The sequence below is a fragment of the Rhodococcus sp. NPDC006774 genome, assembly GCF_040636045.1.
In the GTDB taxonomy this organism is placed as follows: Bacteria; Actinomycetota; Actinomycetes; order Mycobacteriales; family Mycobacteriaceae; genus Rhodococcoides.
This window is the reverse complement of the sequence record NZ_JBEYIW010000011.1, coordinates 1-18,225: the sequence shown is the minus strand read 5'-3', so window position 1 is coordinate 18,225 and position 18,225 is coordinate 1. Positions and strand designations below refer to the sequence as shown.

The window sequence follows — 18,225 nt, the reverse complement described above, 5'->3', positions numbered from 1 at the left end:
CCGTGGACAACGCGGCGGCGACATCGATTTCGGCCGAAAGCTGTGGGTCGTGCGCATGCGGGATCGGGTGGACGGCCGCATCGACATCCGAACGGTGGGCGTCTGCGGGGCGTTGCTCCTCGTGACGGTGGTGGTCTCCGTCGTCGCGGTCGGTACCGGCGACTACTACATTCCGCCGAACGAGGTGCTCGCCGCGGTATTCGGCGACGCGCCACGCCTGACCGAGATCGTGGTGATGGAGTGGCGGTTTCCCCGAGTGGCACTGGCCTTCCTGTTCGGAGCCGCCCTCGGGGTATCGGGCGCGGTCTTTCAATCCTTGACGCGAAATCCCTTGGGCAGCCCGGACATCATCGGATTCGGCACCGGTGCCTACACCGGCGCGCTCGTCGTCATACTCACTCTCGGTGGTGGCTACTACCGGACCGGAGCGGGCGCGCTCGTCGGCGGTCTCGCGACGGCTGCTGTGGTCTACCTGCTCGCGTACCGGCGCGGGGTGCAGGGCTTTCGGTTGATCATCGTCGGGATCGCCGTCAGCGCCGTTCTGGCCTCCGTCAACACCTGGCTCGTGATCAGAGCCGACCTGGACGACGCGATCGCGGCCGCCGTGTGGGGTGCGGGCACCCTCAACGGCCTGGGGTGGTCGCAGGTGGGACCCGTGCTGGCCGTGTCGGTCGTCATCGCGTCGTGCTCGGCGGTGCTCTCGCGTCGGCTGCCGATGTTGGAGATGGGGGACGATGCGGCGAGGGCGCTCGGTGTGCGCGCCGAGCCGACCCGGCTGATGCTGGTGTTCCTGGGGGTTGCGCTGATCGCAATGGTCACCGCGGCTGCAGGGCCCATCTCCTTCATCGCGCTGGCCGCGCCGCAGTTGGCGCGCCGCCTCACCGGCACGTCGGGAGTGGCGATGGTGCCTGCCGCGTGCATGGGGGCGCTGCTGTTGGTCGTGAGCGACGTTGCTGCGCAGCGCGTCTTCGCACCCACACAGCTGCCGGTGGGTGTGGTGACCGTATCGGTCGGCGGCGCATACTTCGTGTGGTTGTTGGCGCGGGAAGGCAGGAAGCAGTGACGAAGCCTCGATTGCACACCGACGACATCACAGTCGGATACGACAGGAGCGTCGTCAGTGAGAACCTGACCGTCGAGATTCCCGACGGCAAGTTCACCGTCATCGTCGGACCGAATGCCTGTGGCAAATCGACTCTGCTGCGGGCACTCTCGCGGCTGCTGAAGCCTTCTCGCGGAACCGTTCTGCTGGACGGGAAGGCGATCTCCTCGTACCCGGCGAAGGAAGTTGCCCGACGCCTCGGCCTGCTCCCGCAGACCTCCATCGCGCCCGACGGTATCTCGGTGGCCGATCTCGTTGCGCGGGGCCGTTATCCGCATCAGAAGCTGATCCGGCAGTGGTCGACGACGGACGAGGCTGCGGTGATCGAGGCCATGAACGCCACCGGAGTGACGTCGCTGTCCGCCCGTCCGGTGGACGAACTGTCCGGCGGTCAGCAGCAACGCGTCTGGGTGGCAATGGTTCTCGCGCAGCAGACGCCGCTGTTGCTGCTGGACGAGCCGACGACCTTCCTCGACATCGCCCACCAGATCGAGCTTCTCGACCTGCTGGCCACGCTGAACCGCGAGAACGGCCGTACTCTCGTCGCCGTGTTGCACGACCTCAATCACGCCTGCCGGTACGCCGATCACATCATCGCGATGAAGGACGGCGCAGTGGTCACCGAGGGCGCGCCCGCCGACGTCGTCACCGCCGAGTTGGTCGAGGCGGTCTTCGGGCTGCCGTGCCGCATCATCGACGATCCGGAATCGCACACGCCGTTGGTGATCCCCAAGGTGGTCGGTCGCAGGCTAGGCAAGCCTTAGTTTAGAATCGGGGGAGAGTGGCCGCCCAGGCGGCCTGAACGTTCTCGCAAGAGTTACGACGAGATATGCATCGAGGATCGAGATGAACGAACAACCGCGTGGTTACTACTACGCCGATGTCGTTGCGGTGGAACGACTCACGGTGCACATGGTGCGTGTGACCTTCGGCGGCGAGCACGTCGCCTGCTACCGCACGCTCGGGGTGCCCGACGAATGCGTCGGAGTCTATTTCCCCAGGGCAGGCGAGGTGATCCCGCCGCCGATGACCGAGGTCGACGGGTTCTGGTGGTTCCACGGTCTCGACGATGCCCCCGAAGGCCGCAACTACACCGTTCGTCGTCTCGACCCGGAGCGCGGTGAGCTGACCATCGACTTCTTCGCGCACGAAGGCGGTGTCGCATCCACCTGGGCTCAACAGGCCGTCCCGGGGCAGACGGTGCTGTTCACCCGTCCACGATCCTGGTATTCACCGCCCGCCGACGTGGAATGGCTGCTGTTGATCGCGGACATGACCGGGTTGCCCGCGCTCGGCCGACTCGTCGAACAGTTGCCGGCGGGGGCCAAGGCCCACGCGATCGTCGAGGTTCTCGAACGCGGCGACATCCAATCCTTCGAGACCCAGGCCGACGTCACGTTCGACTGGCGCATCGGATCCGGAAACGGCGACAGCGCAAGCGTTCTCGACGATGCAGCATTGGCGTATCCGTTACCGGAGGGACGCGGGTACGTGTGGTTCGCCGGCGAGGCGTCGTCCTCACGTCGGGTGCGCAAGTACTTCCGCAAGGAATTGGGCTACGACATCGCGTACTTCGACATCATCGGATACTGGCGCGCCGACTCCGAGAAGTGGCTCGAGAAATACAAGCAGTACCAGGAGGAGGCGCTGGCGGTGTACAACGGCGTCATCGAATCCGGCCGCTCCGAGCAGGAAGCCAGCGAGGCATTCGATGCGCTGCTCGAGCGGGTAGGGCTCTAGCCGGCGTTGTCGAACTCGTAGTCCGGCAGCTCCAGTGTCGCTGCGTCGGGGCCGAGGAATTTGCTGGTCACGGCTTGTACGGGCTTCGATCCGGCCAGGCGAAGTACGGTGCGGAACGCCGCCACTCCCGCCGAGGTCTTCGGATGCGCGACGCGAGGCACACCGGGTGGGAGTTTCTGAGCCTGCTCGACGAACGGACGCATACGCGCCTCGAAGGCCTCGAACCCGGCGCGATGATCACTCGCTCGCGCGAGCTCGCCGGCGAGAACGTACGCGCCGGTGACCGACAGCGTGGTGCCCATGCCGCTCAACGGCGTTGCGCACCAGGCGGCATCGCCGAGCATGCCGATTCTGCCGTCGGACCAGCGCGGGGCCTTCACCTGCGCCAGATAGTCGACGTACAGTTCCGAGTCCGGTCCCAGCGAGTCCAGGATCCGGGGCACTTCCCAACCGACGTCGGCGAACGTCGAACGCATGGCGGCGACGACGCGTTCGGTGGACGCGCCCTCGTAGCCGCTGTCGTCGGAGACCCAGGACAGGCTGAATCGCGTCGTGCCGAGGTTGTCCGGTCGTAGATTCGCCACGCGAGATCCGGGGGCGTTGAACCAACGCCACCACCCGTCGTCGCTCGGTCCCTTCGGCAGCACGCCGTAGGCGGTGTACAGGCCGACGGGTGTGGTCTCGGCCTCCCCGGCGAAGACCAGTTCCCTGCTGCTGGAGCGGATTCCGTCGGCGAAGAGAACCAGATCGAACCGCTCGGACGGTCCCGACGCGAACGTCACATCGACTCCGTCGTCATCCTGGGCCACGCCGACGACGCGATCGCCGTAGCGGTATTCGGTTCGTGGTCCGGCGGATTCGACGAGGATCCGCGCGAACTCACCGCGCAGAATCTCCAACTCCGCCGTCGGTCCGTCGTGGGTTCCGTCGCCGGCCGGGAAGGCCGCGATGGTGGCGTCGGCGTCGTCGACGAATCGGGTGCCCTTCTCGGTGGTGCCGTTCGCGAGGAGGGTCGCGTCCAGACCCATGCGACGCAGCACCTCGCGGCCGGAGCCGCGAACGTCGATGTTCTGGCCGCCGAGTCGCAGTTGCGGTGAGCGTTCGAGGACGGTGACCTCGAAGCCGGCTCGGTCCAACCAGAACGCCGCGGTGGGACCGGCGATGCTCGCACCGGTGACGAGTACACGAGAAGTCATGGAGTGGGAGTGCCCGAGCGTCCGGCCGTTCAATCCCGGAGGGAAAGTAGCTGAGCCTCACCTTTGTGGTGTACTTTCATCGAATTGTCCGAATGACCCGTTTTCGTCAGGAGAACCGTGTTCACCGTTCGCCGTCTGGCGCTGCTCTCGTTCAGCGCAACCCTCGCCCTCGGTCTCGTCTCATGCAGCTCGGACGGCTCGTCCGACGAAGGCACGTCCACTTCCGAGTCCGCCACCTCGGAGTCCGCACTCGTGGTGTACTCCGGCCGCGGTGAAGAGCTCGTCGACCCGCTGATCGAGCGAATCGGTGGCGATATCGAGGTCGACTACTCGGGCAACACCAACGCACAGGCCGCAAAGATCCTCGAAGAGGGCGACGCGACCCCGGCCGACGTCTTCTACGGTCAGGACGCAGGCGCACTCGGTGCCCTGGACGAAGCGGGCGCTCTCGCACCGCTGCCCGAGGACATCCTCTCCCTCGTTCCCGAGCAGTACCGCGGGACCGACGGCACCTGGGTCGCCACCTCCGCGCGGGCCCGCGTGTTGGCCTACAACTCCGATTCGGTGCAGGCAGCAGACCTGCCCACCGGTATCGACGGACTGCTCGACCCGCGCTGGCGCGGACAGATCGGCTACGCACCGACCAACGCGTCGTTCCAGGCCTTCGTCACCGCTCTGCGGGTGCAGCGCGGCGAGGACGGTGCTCGCACCTGGCTCGAAGGATTCGTCGCCAACGAGCCGGTCGCCTTCGAGGGCAACGGTCCGCTGCTGACCGCCGTCAACGACGGACAGGTCGCCACCGGCCTGCTCAACCACTACTACTGGTACCCCTTCAAGGACGAGAACGGTGCCGATGCCCCGGTCGAGCTGCACTACTTCGAGCCCGGCGACCCCGGCGCGCTGATCAACGTCGCCGGTGCCGGTGTGCTCGCTGCCTCGGACAACCAGGAAGCGGCATTCGATTTCGTGCGCGAGTTGCTCTCGACCGAATCGCAGACCTACTTCGCGAACGAGACAGCCGAATACCCCGTCATCGATGGAGTCACCTCCGACTACGACCTGCCGCCGCTGTCCGAGCTGGGCTCGACCGATCTCGATCTGGGCCGGCTCTCGTCTCTCGAGGCCACCCAGACCCTCCTCACCGACGTCGGAATCATCTAGTCGGTGCTCGTGTCTGCACTCCAGCCGCTTCGGCGGCGCCACTTCGGCGGTCGTCCCGTTCTCGGGACGACCGCGTTGTGCGTGGGAGCGCTGACGCTGACACCCTTGGTGTACCTGTTCGTTCGAGCGTTCGACGGAGGGACCGAGAAGGTTCTGCGTCTGCTCCTGCGGCAACGCACACTCGATCTCGCCGTCCGTACGGCAACACTGACTCTCACCGTGCTCGTCGCGTCGGTGGTGGTCGGGACGCTGCTGGCGTGGTTGACCGTCCGTACCGATCTACCGGGGCGACGCTTCTTCGCGATGGTCCTCGCAGCCCCACTCGCCATCCCGTCCTACGTCTCCGGGTACCTGTGGATCGCCGAATTCCCCTCGCTGGCCGGCTTTTCCGGTGCAGCGCTGGTGCTCACGTTGTCCTGCTTCCCGCTGGTGATGCTGCCGGTGTCGGCGGCGTTCGCCACCGCGGACCCTTCGTTGGCCGAGGTCTCGCGAACCCTCGGTCGAGGCGCTGTACGCACGGCGCTGACCGTCGAGTGCCGTCGCGTCGTTCCGGCCGCGGCGGCGGGCGCACTTCTGGTCGCGCTGTACACCATCAGTGACTTCGGGGCGGTTGCTCTGATGCGATACGACGCCTTCACGCTCGGCATCTACAGCGCGTACCGCGGGGGACTCGATCGCACCGCGGCCGCAGTCCTCGGGCTGGTGCTCGTGGTGGGCGCGTTGGTGCTCACCCTCCTCGAACGGCGTGCCCGACGCGGTGCCACGGCGAGGGTGGGATCGGGAACCGACCGGATGGCCGAGCCTGTGGTTCTGGGCCGGTGGCGTGTGCCTGCTCTGGCCGTTGTCGTTGCTGCTCTCGGTGTTTCGGTGCTGGTACCGATTCTGGCCCTGGCGCGGTGGCTGAGTCGATCGTTGCGCTTCACCGTCGACTGGGCGGACGTACTGGCCGTCACGGCCAAGACCGTCCAGTACTCCGCGACGGCCGCTCTTGTGGTGGCCTTGCTCGCGTTGCCGGTCGCGCTGTTCGCGGCCCGATCCACGTCGAGGGCCGCCCGCGGTGCCGAGTTGTCCACCTACATCGCGCACGGACTACCGGGTATCACCGTCGGGCTCGCCACGGTCTTTCTCGGTATCAGGTTTCTGCCGTCGTTCTATCAGACGGCGGTTCTGCTGGTGCTGGCGTACGTGGTGCTGTTCCTGCCGTTGGCCGTCGGCAGTACGAGGGCGGTCGTCGACGCCACTCCCGTTGTCCTCGAGGATGTCTCACGGACCCTGGGCGCGGGCCGGTTGCGCACCGACCTCCGAGTGACCATTCCGATCGCCGTACCCGGCATCGCCGCCGGGGCCGCGCTGGTCTTCCTGACCGTCGCCAAGGAACTACCTGCGACGTTGATGCTGCGCCCTCGGGGAGTCGACACGCTCGCGACCACGCTGTGGTCCACGACCGAGGCGTTCCGATACGGCGAGGCGGCTCCCTACGCCCTGGCCCTGATCCTGATCTCGGTGGTCCCGACGGTCGTTCTGACACGAGCGTTGGGGCGCACGACGCGGAAGCGAGTAGCACTGCCATGAGCATGGTGATTTCCGGTCTCGTTGCCTCGTACGGCAGTACGGCGGTGCTGCACGGGATCGATCTCGACCTCGGTGACGGCGAGATGCTTGCCGTCCTCGGCCCCTCCGGTTGCGGCAAGACGACCCTGTTGCGATCCATTGCGGGACTGCACCGCATCGACGCGGGCCGCATCACCTCCGACGGGCGGGACATCTCGGTTGCCGGGCAGATTCAGGTGCCGCCGGAGAAGCGAGGGATAGGGCTGATGCCGCAGGAAGGTGGATTGTTTCCACACCTGACGGTACGCAGGAACATCGAATTCGGTTTGCGTACAGGGTTTCTGCGGCCCTACCTGTCCGGGCACGCAGAGCGCACCCGACGCGTCGACGAGATGCTCGAGCTGGTCGGACTACCGGATGCAGGCGGGGTGAAGCCCAGCGAACTCTCGGGCGGTCAGCAGCAGCGCATCGCGTTGGCACGTGCGCTCGCACCGGCTCCGTCGGTGGTGTTGATGGACGAGCCGTTCGCCGCCCTCGACGCGGGGCTGCGTACCTCGATCCGGCAGGACGTGCGAGAGTTGTTGCAGTCCAGCAAGACCGCGTCGATCCTCGTCACCCACGACCGAGCCGAGGCGCTCGGAACAGCCGATCGGGTCGCCGTGTTGCTGGGTGGTCGCTGTGCCCAGATCGACACTCCGCGTGAGGTGTACGAGCGACCCGCCACACCAGCCGTCGCGCGGTTCGTCGGCGACGCCTACTTCATAGACGCTGTAGCACAGGGCGGCCACGTCGACACCGTCCTCGGGCGTCTCGAATCCACCACCCGGGCGACGGGAAACGGGCAGGCGTTGCTTCGTCCCGAGCAGCTTTCGGTCTCGGAGCGCGAGGACGGCGCATTCGTCGTCGAGCACGAGTTCTTCACCGGCCCCGAATCCTCGGTGACCCTGCGGCACAGTGGTACCGGGCTGCGGCTTCGAGCCATCGCCCGAACCGCGGACCGATTCGCCCCCGGAACCGCCGTCGACGTTTCCGTGACGTCTCCGGTGCATTGGTTCGCGGGTTCGGTGGACTAGTTTCGCAACTCCACCAGCACGATCGGCTCGTCCTGACCCTGCCAGGTACCCAGAAGATGTGGGAGCTCGGTCGGCACGGAATCGATCACGCGGCGGACATGTAGTCGAGGTGACGTCGACGCCCGCCCGCCGGTACCCCACACCTGGGTGGTGGATTCGCGCACCGATCGAGAACCGTCGGCCGACTGCACCACCAGCTCGGCCTGATGAGCGCCCTCGACGATGGCCGCGATGGTGACCGCCACGAACACCGGATCGCCGACGCCGTCGTACACCCAGCGCTTCCCCAGGACCGAATGTTCCATCGTGGCAACGAGATATGCGTCTGCCCCGGGCAGCGGTGCACTGCGGTAGGTGAGTGGCACCTGTAACACGGTGCCCGACGACGAACGCAGGAGATGTGTCTCGATACCGACCTCGCCGTCGGGGTCGTCGAATCGATACGCAGCCACAGCGTCCAGTTCTTCGGCCTCCGATCCATCCCACCAGGGTTGCGTCGGAATCCACGCCGCGATGGCGTCCAGTTTCGATGGAACGAGCGTCGCGCGATGAATGAGGGCCATGCAGAAAAACTACCGAAGGGAACGCTATCGGGTCGGTTCCGCGGCACGCTTGGGCATGAACAGTGCCGCGACGGCCATCACCGCCGCTGCCGCCAGGACACCCAGAAAGACCGGGTGGATGGCGTCGGACAGTTGTTCGGGACTCGGGTCGTCGGAGATGCGTGAGTTGACGATCGCACCGAACACCGCGACCCCGACTGCGCTGCCGATGGAGCGGGCGAACATGTTGGTCGAGGTGGCGACGCCGCGCTCGGACCATTCGACGCTCGACTGGGCTGCGATGAGGGTGGGGCTCGCGATCAGGCCCATACCGAGGCCGATCACGAAGCACACCGCCCCCACCTGCCATACCTGGGAACCGGAACCGAGGCCAGCGGCGAATGCCGCTCCGACGACCGCGATGGAGGCACCGATCAGCGCGGTGGTGCGGAAACCGAACCGGAGGTACACCCGCCCGGAGAGGGAGGCCGCGATGGGCCAGCCGAGTGTGAGGGTGGACAGTGCGAAGCCTGCGACGATCGCGCCGGTGCCGAGCACGCCCTGCACGAACGTCGGAACGTAGGACGTCAGGCCGAGGATCAACGCACCGACGAGCAGCGAGATGAAACTGCTGACCACCAGGACTCGACGCGTGAACACCCACAACGGCAGGATCGGCTCTTCGACTCTGGTCTGAACCACTGCGAAAGCGGCGAGCAGCGAGAGTCCGGCGACGAAGATGGCGATGCTGACGGGGGAGTTCCACGCCCAGGACTGTCCGCCCTCGAGCAGCCCGAGCAGCACCATCGCCGCGCCCACCGTCAGCAGACCGGCACCGAGGTAGTCGATCTTGGGCTTGGTGCGTTCCACGGCTCCCTCGTCGAACTTGCGCCACAGCATCACCGCGGCCAGCGCGCACAGCGGAATGTTGACGAAGAAGATCCAACGCCACGTCAGGAACTCGGAGAAGATACCGCCGAGGGCCGGGCCGAGTACCGAGGACATCGCCCACACGCTGGCGAGGTAGCCCTGCACCTTGGCGCGCTCGGCCAGGGTGTAGATATCGCCGGCGATGGTGATGGCCATCGGCTGCACGGCACCGGCACCGAGACCCTGGACTGCCCGGAAGGCGATCAGGGCGGGCATGCTCCAGGCCAGGCCGCAGAGTATCGAGCCGAGCAGAAACACCGCGATGCCGAACAGCATGATCTTCTTGCGGCCGAACAGGTCGGCCAGTTTTCCGTACAGCGGCACCGATACTGCCTGCGCCAGAAGATAGATGGAGAACAGCCACGGAAACTGCGTGAACCCGCCCAGGTCGTCGACGATGGACAGCACCGCGGTCGCGATGATGGTCGCGTCGAGGGCGACCAGAGACGTGCTGAGCATCAACGCAATCAGTATCGGCCCGCGTTCGGAGCGGAATCCGACAGCCGACGTCGTGTTGTTCGTTGCCACGGCTACCAGTCTGATGCCTGCCGGCACCCCCGCCGCCACCGGCCCAGATAGTGTTGAACACCGTGCGACCATCACTGAGTAGCTACGAGCATCTGGCCGGCGGCAAGGTCCGCGATCTCTACACGATCGACGACGCGCATCTGTTGCTCGTCGCGAGCGACCGAATCTCGGCCTACGACCACATCCTCGACACCCCGATCCCGGACAAGGGACGCGTGTTGACGGCCATGAGCGTGTTCTTCTTCGAGGAGCTCGGCGGCGTCAACCACCTGGCCGGTGATCCGCTCGACGAACGCATTCCCGCCGAACTGCTCGGCCGCGCCCTCGTGGTGAAGAAGCTGAACATGGTGCCGATCGAATGCGTCGCACGCGGCTACCTCACCGGTTCGGGTCTGTCGGATTACAACGCGACCGGAAAGGTGTGCGGCGTCGAACTCCCGCCGGGGCTGATCGAATCCAGCAAGCTCGGCCAGGCGATCTTCACGCCCGCGTCCAAGGCCGAGCTCGGCGACCACGACGAGAACATCACCTTCGATCAGGTCGTCGAGAAGATCGGTGCCGAACTCGCCTTCAAGCTGCGCGAGGACACCATCGAGATCTACACACGCGCTGCCAACTTCGCTCTGGAACGCGGAATCATCCTCGCCGACACGAAGTTCGAGTTCGGTACCGACGCAGACGGCAACCTCGTGCTCGCCGACGAGGTGCTCACCCCTGATTCCTCGCGCTACTGGCCTGCCGATTCCTATGAGGAAGGTCGCGTCCAGCCCAGCTTCGACAAGCAGTTCGTCCGCGACTGGCTGACGGGCGAATCCGGCTGGGACCGCAACTCCGACACCCCGCCACCACCGTTGCCCGACGACATCGTCGCAGCCACACGCAGCCGCTACATCGAGGCCTACGAGCGCATCTCGGGCCTGAACTTCGACGATTGGGTCACGCCATGACGATCACCCCACCCGTTGCCAAGAAGGTGCCACTCGAGCGCACCCATCACGGCGACACCTTCATCGACAACTACGAGTGGTTGCGCGCCAAGGAAGATCCCGAGGTGATCGCCTACCTCGAAGCCGAGAACGCCTACACCGAGCAGCAGACCGCAGGCCTGGAGTCGTTGCGCGGCAAGATCTTCGACGAGATCAAGTCGCGAACCCAGGAGACCGACCTGTCCGTGCCGACGCGCATGGGGCAGTGGTGGTACTACTCGCGCACCGTCGAGGGCAAGTCGTACGGTCTCCAATGCCGTTGCCCCGTCGACTCTCCCGACGACTGGACTCCGCCGACGCTGTCGTCCGACGTGGATGTCCCCGGTGAGCAGATCCTGCTCGACGCCAACGAAGAAGCGAAGGGACACGACTTCTTCTCCCTCGGCGCGTTCTCCATCAGCCTCGACGGCACGCTGCTGGCCTATTCCACCGACACCGAGGGCGACGAGCGCTACACACTGCGCTTCAAGAACCTCGAGACCGGCGAGATGCTCGCCGACACCATCGAGAACGTCGCGCCCGGGGCCACCTGGACGGCCGACGCCACCCACGTGTTCTACCTGACGGTCGACGAATCCTGGCGTCCCGACACCGTCTGGCGGCACACGCTCGGCAAGTCCGGGGACGTCAAGGTCTTCCACGAACCCGACGAGAGCTACTGGGTCGGCTTCGGTTCCACCCGCAGCGAGAAGTACCTGATGATCTGGGTCGGCTCGAAGATCACCTCCGAATGCCTCGTTCTGGAATCCACCGATCCCGAGGGTGAGTTCCGCGTCGTGCTCCCGCGCACGGACGGCGTCGAATACAGCATCGAACATGCCGTCGTGGCCGGTGAGGATCGATTCCTCATCACCCACAACGGCTCGGTGAACGGGTGGGGCACCGAGGGGGACAAGGCCGAGAACTTCCTGCTCGCCGAGGCACCGGTCTCGGACCCACTCGATCAGCGCACTCTGGTTCCGCATCGCGACGACGTCCGCGTCGAGGACATCGACGCCTTCGCCGGCCACCTGATCTTCACGTACCGACGAGAAGCGTTGACCCGCATGGCGATCTGGCCGCTGACCGACGAGGGATACGGCGAATACCGCGAGCTCGAGTTCGACGAGGAGCTCTATTCGGTAGGAGCCGGCTCGAACCCCGAGTGGGATCAGCCGTTGCTGCGGATGGTGTACACCTCGTTCATCACTCCCGGCCAGGTCTACGACCTCGACATCGCCAGTGGCGAACTGCTGCTCCGCAAATCACAGCCGGTTCTGGGCAAGTTCGATGCCGGTGACTATGTGCAGCATCGCGAATGGGCCACCGCGCCGGACGGCACGCAGATTCCGCTGTCGGTCATCGCGCGCAAGGACGTGCCCGACGGCCCTGCGCCGACGCTGCTGTACGGCTACGGATCCTACGAGGCGTCGATGGACCCGTCGTTCTCGGTGGCGCGGCTCTCGCTCCTCGATCGTGGCATCGTCTTCGTCGTCGCACATGTTCGCGGCGGCGGCGAAATGGGTCGGCACTGGTACGACAACGGCAAGACGCTGAAGAAGAAGAACACCTTCACCGACTTCATCGCTGCCGCACAGCATCTCATCGACACCGGACGCACCTCGCCGAAGCACCTCGTCGCCGACGGCGGCAGCGCGGGCGGACTGCTGATGGGCGCGGTGGCCAACCTCGCTCCGGAGCTGTTCAACGGCATCCTCGCCAACGTTCCGTTCGTCGATCCGCTCACCTCCATCCTCGATCCGTCACTGCCGTTGACGGTCATCGAATGGGACGAATGGGGAAACCCGTTGGCCGACAAGGAGGTGTACGACTACATGAAGTCGTACAGCCCCTACGAGAACGTCGAAGCCAAGGACTACCCGTCGATCCTGGCGATCACGTCCATCAACGACACTCGCGTACTCTACGTCGAGCCCGCGAAATGGGTTGCTGCACTGCGGGCAACGAAGACCGGTGACTCGGACCTGTTGCTCAAGACCGAAATGAGCGCCGGACACGGGGGAGTGAGCGGACGCTACGAGAAGTGGAAGGAAGCGGCCTTCGAGTACGCGTGGATCGTCGAGAAGACCGGTGCGGCGGCGCCGCTCTAACGCCACATGTAACGGACCTGCGGTCGCCCGGCTTTGCCGTATTCGGTGTGCCGGGTGACCAGGCCGTCGTCGGCCAGTCGCTCGAGGTAGCGCCAGGCCGTCACTCGGGAGACCCCGACGACCTTGGCGGCCTCGGACGCGTTGAGTCCGTCGGTCGCTTCCTTGATGCTCGCGGTGATGCCGTCCATCGTCTGCGGGGCAATACCCTTGGGTGTCGAGACGCGTTCGTCGGCCGTCCGTAGATGCGCCATGGCGCGGTCGATGTCGCGTTGACTCGACGCGTTCTCCCCGGCCGGCAACGCAGCGTGGAATTCGCGATAGCGCTCGAGCTTGTCGCGGAACGCGGCGAACGTGAAGGGCTTGAGCAGATACAGCACGATGCCGTGCGCCACTGCCGAACGCACCACCGACAGATCCCGCTCGGAGGTGATGGCGATGACGTCGGGACTCGGCCGTAGACCGCCGAGAGCTGCTGCCACGTCGATGCCGCTCGCGTCGGGCAGACCGATGTCGAGCAACACCAGATCGACGGCTTCGGTGCTGGCGAAACGCATGGCCGACGCTCCGGTGTGCGCCACCCCGGCCACCTCGAAGCCCGGGGTGCGCTCGACGTACGTCTTGTGTGCCTCGGCGATCAGTGGTTCGTCGTCGACGATCAGGACGCGGATCATGACGCCGATCCAGGGATGGTGGCAACCATGACCGACCCGTACGTCACTTCCGAGGTCAAGGTGCCGCGATGGCGACCGATCACCTGTGTCACCAGGGCGAGGCCGAGGCCGCGTGAGCCGGACTTGGTCGAGTAGCCTCGCCGCAGAGCGGCTTTGAGCGTCTCCGGCGGCATTCCGGGACCACTGTCGGCGACCCTGACGACGAGTTCACCATCGGCGTCGCGGACCGTCACTTCGACCCACGGCTGGTCGGATTCTTTCGAGGCATCGATGGCATTGTCTATCAGATTGCCTACCAGCGTGACCAATTCACGCGCAGTGAGCACACCCTCGTGCTCCATCGCTGTGTCGTCGGTGATCGTCAGCTCCACGCCCTGCTCGGCGGCCTGACTGACCTTGCCCAGCAGCAGCGCAGCGAGTGCCGGTTCGCTGACCGCGTTCATCAGACGGTCGATGAGCGCCTGCGAGAGTTCCAGATCGGCCGTCGCGAACTCGACGGCCTCCTCGGGTCGGCCGAGCTCGACCATCGTGATGACGGTGTGCAGCCTGTTCGCCGACTCGTGAGCCTGCGAACGCAGCGACTCCGCGAAACTGCGCACCGAGTCCAGTTCACCCATCAACGAACGCAATTCGGTCTGATCACGAATCGTCAGCACATTGCCCAGGCGTCGGCCCTCCCACATCACCGGATCCTGATTGACGACGAGTACGCGATCCTTCGTCAGATGCAATTCGCCACGCACGATGCCGGTGTCCATCTGCTGCATCGACTCCGGCAACGACTCGAAGGAGACCGGGCCCTCCGGTAGATCGAGGAGGCGTCGGGCCTCGTCGTTGACCAACTCCGCCTCGTCCCCGCGGCCGAACACCAACAGTCCCTCGCCGATCGAGTGCAGGACGGCGTCGTGATGCTCGTACATGGTGCGCAGTTCCGCCGGTGCCATTCCCAGTGTCTGACGCCGGAGCCGACGGCTGAGCAACGTCGATCCCGCTGCGGCGACGACGAAGGCGGCGAGCACGACCGCGATGATGAGCGGCAGGCCTTGGAAGAACTGATCACTGATCTTCTGGCGAGTGACGCCCGCCGAGACGAGGCCGACGATCTCGCCCGAGGAATCGGTGACCGGCGTGACCGACCGGATCGACGGGCCGAGAGAACCCACGTACGTCTCGGTGAACGTCTCGCCCAGCAAGGCGCGGTCGATATTGCCGCTGAACGGCTTACCGATCAGGTCGACGGTGGTGTGCGTGAATCGGGTGCGATCCGGTGCCATGACGACGATGAAATCGACACCCGTGACCTGACGAATCTTCTCCGTTTCCGGCTGCAGACGTGACGTCGGGTCGTCGGACTCGATCGCAATGGGCGTCGACGGTTCGTTGGCGATGCTCACCGCGATCGCCGTGACTTCGCGGCGGGTGGCGTCGTCGCTGTTGGACCGTTCGTTGAGCACCGTCAGGATGCCGCCGGCGAACACGACGACCGCCATGACGACGAGCTGCAGCACCAACACCTGGCCGGCGACGCTCAGTGGGCGCTTCGAGGACAACGCAATCCCTTCGTGCAATACATCGGACGTGAACGAAATGAACGTATAGGTGACTCCTGTCACCCGGTGCAGCAACATCATCTCTCAGCAGGGGTGATCCACCTCACTCCACTCCCAGTAGTCACGAAGTCCGCAGTTCGACTCGCGCTTCACCGGAACCCAGAAGGAACATTCATGACAACCATCGATGCGGAGCGGTTCGACAATCCGCCCACCGAGCCCAAGAAGAAGCGCGACAAGACCCACTGGCTCTACATCGCCGTGATCATCGCCGTCGTCGCCGGCGTCATCGTAGGACTGGCCGCTCCGGGTGTCGGCAAGGAACTCGCGGTGCTCGGCACGCTGTTCATCAGCCTGATCAAGATGATGATCAGCCCGGTCATCTTCTGCACGATCGTCCTCGGCATCGGTGCGGTGCGAGCTGCGGCCAGTGTCGGCAAGGTCGGTGGCCTTGCTCTCGGCTACTTCATCGCGATGTCGACCATCGCTCTGGGTATCGGCATGGTTGTCGGCAACCTGATTCAACCGGGTACGGGGCTGAACATCCCAAGCTCCGGCGCAGTCGACAAGTACGTGGACCAGGCCGAGGGTGCAGGCGGGACCATGGACTTCATTGCAGGAATCATCCCTGAGACCTTGGTGTCCGCGTTGACGGCAGGTTCGGTGCTCCAGACGCTGTTCGTCGCCATCCTTGTCGGTTTCGCGCTGCAGGCCATGGGCAAGAGCGGCGAGGGCATCATCAAGGGCATCGGCGCTGTACAGAAGCTCGTTTTCCGCGTTCTGACCATGATCCTGTGGGTCGCTCCGATCGGTGCCTTCGGTGCCATCGCCGGCGTTGTTGGCGCAACCGGCTGGAATGCCGTCGTGCAGCTCGGCACCCTGATGCTGGCCTTCTACATCACCTGTTTCATCTTCGTCTTTTTCTTCCTGGGCCTGATCCTCAAGTTCGTTTCCGGGTTCTCGATCTTCAAACTGGTCAAGTACTTGGCCCGTGAATACCTGCTCATCGTCGCCACCAGCTCCTCCGAGTCGGCCCTGCCGCGTCTGATCGCCAAGATGGAGCACGTCGGCGTCGAGCGCACCACCGTCGGCATCGTCGTCCCCACCGGATACTCGTTCAACCTCGACGGCACCGCGATCTACCTGACGATGGCCTCGATCTTCATCGCCGACGCGATGAACCTGCCGCTCTCGCTCCCCGAGCAGTTCTCGCTGTTGCTGTTCATGATCATCGCCTCGAAGGGCGCAGCCGGAGTCTCCGGAGCCGGCCTGGCCACGCTGGCCGGTGGCTTGCAGAGCCATCGTCCCGAGCTGCTCGACGGAGTCGGCCTGATCATCGGCATCGACCGCTTCATGTCCGAGGCCCGCGCAGTGACCAACTTCTCGGGTAACGCCGTCGCCACCCTGCTGGTCGGCACCTGGACCAAGACGATCGACAAGGACCGGGTCAACACCGTCCTCGACGGAAACCTGCCGTTCGACGAGGAGACCATGGTCGACGACCACCTCCCCGAGGACGACCGGCCTGCAGACAAGCAGGTCATCATCGAAAAGCACGCCGCCAAGGCGTAGTGCCTGCCGGGCGCCGCGCATCCCCCCGTCGCCCGGTTCGGAAAACGCAAGTACGACCCCGCCACCAGCGGGGTCGTACTTGCTTTTGTACGTCGGTTCCATTCTGTCGGTACTCACAGGTAAGTTCGGGTGATGACTGAAGTTCAGAACATCGGCATCAACACCCTGGGTGGTGCGCCCACCTCGCTCGACGAGTACGCCGGAAGAGCCATCCTCGTGGTCAATGTCGCCTCCAAGTGTGGACTGACCCCGCAGTACGAAAAGCTCGAGAAGCTCGCCAACGAGTACGCGGCCAGTGGCCTGTCGGTCGTCGGCGTGCCGTGCAACCAGTTCGGTGGCCAGGAGCCCGGCACCGCCGAAGAAATCGAAACGTTCTGCTCCACCACGTACGGCGTCACGTTCGCGATGACCGAGAAGGTCGACGTCAACGGTGACAACCGGCACCCGCTGTACGCCGAATTGACCAAGACCGAGGACGCCGACGGCAAGGCCGGCGACGTCCAGTGGAACTTCGAGAAGTTCCTGATCTCGCCCGACGGCGTCGTCACCGATCGCTTCCGTCCGCGCACCGAGCCGGACGCACCCGAGGTGCTCGCCGCTATCGACAAAATCCTGCCGAAGGAAACGATGGCCGTTTAGCTTCTGTCTGCATCGACTTCGAGCCTCGTTCACGCTGGTGTGCGAGGCTCGAGTCATGTCTGGACGCCTGGTCGTGTCGGTGAGCGGAATCAAGAACGACACCTACGAGCATGCCGCCGAGTTCGCGCGCATCCTCGACGGACGCGGCGTCCCGCTGTCGCTGCTCGTCGCACCTCGGTTGAAGGACAAATACCGACTCGCAGCGGACGTGCCGACCCAGGAATGGCTGCGGGCGCGGCGCGACGGCGGCGACGCGATCGTTCTGCACGGCTACGACCAGGCCGCGACGAAGCGTCGACGCTCCGAGTTCTCCGCACTGCCGCGTCACGAAGCCCGACTGCGACTGATGGCAGCGGACCGCGTCATGGAACAGACCGGCCTGCGCACCCGAATCTTCGCCGCTCCGCGCTGGATCGCCTCACCCGGTGCCGTCGAAGCCCTCCCCGACGCGGGCTTCCGAATGCTGGCTGCACTCAACGGCATTCACGACCTCGACCGGGACGGCGTCGTCCGCGCCCGAGTGTGGGGAATCGGCGAAGGATTCAAAGCCGAGCCCTGGTGGTTCAAGGCACTGGTACTCGGCGCAGGCCGCACCGCCCGACGCGATGGAGTGGTGCGCCTGGCCATCAGTGCCAAGCAACTGGGACGACCCGGACCGCGACAGGCAATCCTCGACGCCATAGACCTCTCCCTCCACCACGGAGCCGAGGCGGGCGTGTACGAATGGATCCCGCGCACCAAATCCCGCGTGGCCTAGCTCCTCGCTGCACCCCCACCCGCCCCGCGTCAATGGACCATTGCACTGCACTGGACCCCGTAGGTTGGACCGTTAATTGAAATCCTAGGCCGCGGGGGCCTGGGCTCGGTATCGCACCGGGCTCAGGCCGTCGAGAC

16 protein-coding genes are annotated in these 18,225 nt (G+C 65.3%); 11 read left to right on the top strand and 5 right to left on the bottom strand.

The window, feature by feature from the left end; genetic code table 11:
* Positions 1 to 55: 55 nt before the first annotated feature.
* From ABZ677_RS17470 to ABZ677_RS17460, 3 genes are all read left to right on the top strand, one after another.
* Positions 56 to 1,063 carry an iron chelate uptake ABC transporter family permease subunit gene (locus tag ABZ677_RS17470; RefSeq protein ID WP_358371865.1) on the top strand — a complete coding sequence of 336 codons (1,008 nt, stop codon included), beginning with the start codon at positions 56 to 58 and terminating at the stop codon, positions 1,061 to 1,063.
* Positions 1,060 to 1,866 carry an ABC transporter ATP-binding protein gene (locus ABZ677_RS17465; protein ID WP_037194544.1) on the top strand — a complete coding sequence of 269 codons (807 nt, stop codon included), beginning with the start codon at positions 1,060 to 1,062 and terminating at the stop codon, positions 1,864 to 1,866. The genes ABZ677_RS17470 and ABZ677_RS17465 overlap by 4 nt, the downstream gene beginning before the upstream one ends.
* Positions 1,867 to 1,948: 82 nt before the next feature.
* A complete protein-coding gene (locus ABZ677_RS17460; protein ID WP_358371543.1) occupies positions 1,949 to 2,842 on the top strand; it encodes a siderophore-interacting protein in 894 nt (297 codons plus the stop codon).
* Here the strand turns inward: ABZ677_RS17460 and ABZ677_RS17455 are convergent.
* Positions 2,839 to 4,038 (bottom strand): FAD-dependent monooxygenase, encoded by a 1,200-nt coding sequence (locus ABZ677_RS17455; protein WP_358371540.1) that lies wholly within the window; start codon positions 4,036 to 4,038, stop codon positions 2,839 to 2,841. The two genes, ABZ677_RS17460 and ABZ677_RS17455, sit on opposite strands and share 4 nt — an antisense overlap.
* 117 nt (positions 4,039 to 4,155) lie before the next feature.
* On the opposite strand from ABZ677_RS17455, the gene ABZ677_RS17450 reads away from it, so the two are divergent.
* The 3 genes from ABZ677_RS17450 to ABZ677_RS17440 are packed head-to-tail and all read left to right on the top strand — an operon-like array spanning position 4,156 to position 7,823.
* Positions 4,156 to 5,199 (top strand): iron ABC transporter substrate-binding protein, encoded by a 1,044-nt coding sequence (locus tag ABZ677_RS17450; RefSeq protein WP_094739857.1) that lies wholly within the window; start codon positions 4,156 to 4,158, stop codon positions 5,197 to 5,199.
* Between the two features lie 9 nt (positions 5,200 to 5,208).
* Positions 5,209 to 6,771, top strand: coding sequence for an ABC transporter permease subunit (locus ABZ677_RS17445; protein ID WP_230596428.1), 1,563 nt, complete (start codon positions 5,209 to 5,211; stop codon positions 6,769 to 6,771).
* Complete coding sequence (locus ABZ677_RS17440) at positions 6,768 to 7,823, top strand: ABC transporter ATP-binding protein (RefSeq protein ID WP_358371537.1); 1,056 nt, start codon at positions 6,768 to 6,770, stop codon at positions 7,821 to 7,823. The genes ABZ677_RS17445 and ABZ677_RS17440 overlap by 4 nt, the downstream gene beginning before the upstream one ends.
* On the opposite strand, the gene ABZ677_RS17435 is transcribed toward ABZ677_RS17440, so the two are convergent.
* Both ABZ677_RS17435 and ABZ677_RS17430 read right to left on the bottom strand, forming a co-directional pair.
* The gene (locus ABZ677_RS17435) at positions 7,820 to 8,386 is read right to left on the bottom strand and encodes a hypothetical protein (protein ID WP_358371535.1); all 567 of its coding nucleotides are present in this window, start codon (positions 8,384 to 8,386) and stop codon (positions 7,820 to 7,822) included. The genes ABZ677_RS17440 and ABZ677_RS17435 overlap by 4 nt on opposite strands.
* Before the next feature lie 24 nt (positions 8,387 to 8,410).
* On the bottom strand, positions 8,411 to 9,823 hold the full coding sequence (locus tag ABZ677_RS17430) for an MDR family MFS transporter (protein WP_358371532.1): 1,413 nt from the start codon (positions 9,821 to 9,823) through the stop codon (positions 8,411 to 8,413).
* A gap of 62 nt (positions 9,824 to 9,885) precedes the next feature.
* On the opposite strand from ABZ677_RS17430, the gene ABZ677_RS17425 reads away from it, so the two are divergent.
* The gene (locus ABZ677_RS17425; RefSeq protein WP_358371529.1) at positions 9,886 to 10,770 is read left to right on the top strand and encodes a phosphoribosylaminoimidazolesuccinocarboxamide synthase; all 885 of its coding nucleotides are present in this window, start codon (positions 9,886 to 9,888) and stop codon (positions 10,768 to 10,770) included.
* Positions 10,767 to 12,899 (top strand): S9 family peptidase, encoded by a 2,133-nt coding sequence (locus tag ABZ677_RS17420; RefSeq protein WP_358371527.1) that lies wholly within the window; start codon positions 10,767 to 10,769, stop codon positions 12,897 to 12,899. The genes ABZ677_RS17425 and ABZ677_RS17420 overlap by 4 nt, the downstream gene beginning before the upstream one ends.
* Here ABZ677_RS17420 and ABZ677_RS17415 read toward each other — a convergent pair.
* Both ABZ677_RS17415 and ABZ677_RS17410 read right to left on the bottom strand, forming a co-directional pair.
* Positions 12,896 to 13,570, bottom strand: a complete 675-nt coding sequence (locus ABZ677_RS17415; protein ID WP_358371525.1) for a response regulator — start codon at positions 13,568 to 13,570, stop codon at positions 12,896 to 12,898. The genes ABZ677_RS17420 and ABZ677_RS17415 overlap by 4 nt on opposite strands.
* Positions 13,567 to 15,060, bottom strand: coding sequence for a sensor histidine kinase (locus tag ABZ677_RS17410; RefSeq protein ID WP_230596436.1), 1,494 nt, complete (start codon positions 15,058 to 15,060; stop codon positions 13,567 to 13,569). The genes ABZ677_RS17415 and ABZ677_RS17410 overlap by 4 nt, the downstream gene beginning before the upstream one ends.
* A 234-nt stretch (positions 15,061 to 15,294) precedes the next feature.
* Between ABZ677_RS17410 and ABZ677_RS17405 the strand changes: the two genes are divergently transcribed.
* The 3 genes from ABZ677_RS17405 to ABZ677_RS17395 all read left to right on the top strand — a co-directional run bounded on the left by ABZ677_RS17405 (position 15,295) and on the right by ABZ677_RS17395 (position 18,088).
* Entirely contained in the window at positions 15,295 to 16,692 is a 1,398-nt protein-coding gene (locus tag ABZ677_RS17405) for a cation:dicarboxylase symporter family transporter (protein WP_358371522.1), read from the top strand.
* 132 nt (positions 16,693 to 16,824) lie between these two features.
* Positions 16,825 to 17,331: a glutathione peroxidase gene (locus ABZ677_RS17400; RefSeq protein ID WP_032405761.1), complete on the top strand. Its 507-nt coding sequence runs from the start codon at positions 16,825 to 16,827 to the stop codon at positions 17,329 to 17,331.
* Positions 17,332 to 17,386: 55 nt separating this feature from the next.
* On the top strand, positions 17,387 to 18,088 hold the full coding sequence (locus ABZ677_RS17395) for a DUF2334 domain-containing protein (protein WP_358371519.1): 702 nt from the start codon (positions 17,387 to 17,389) through the stop codon (positions 18,086 to 18,088).
* Positions 18,089 to 18,225: the final 137 nt, after the last annotated feature.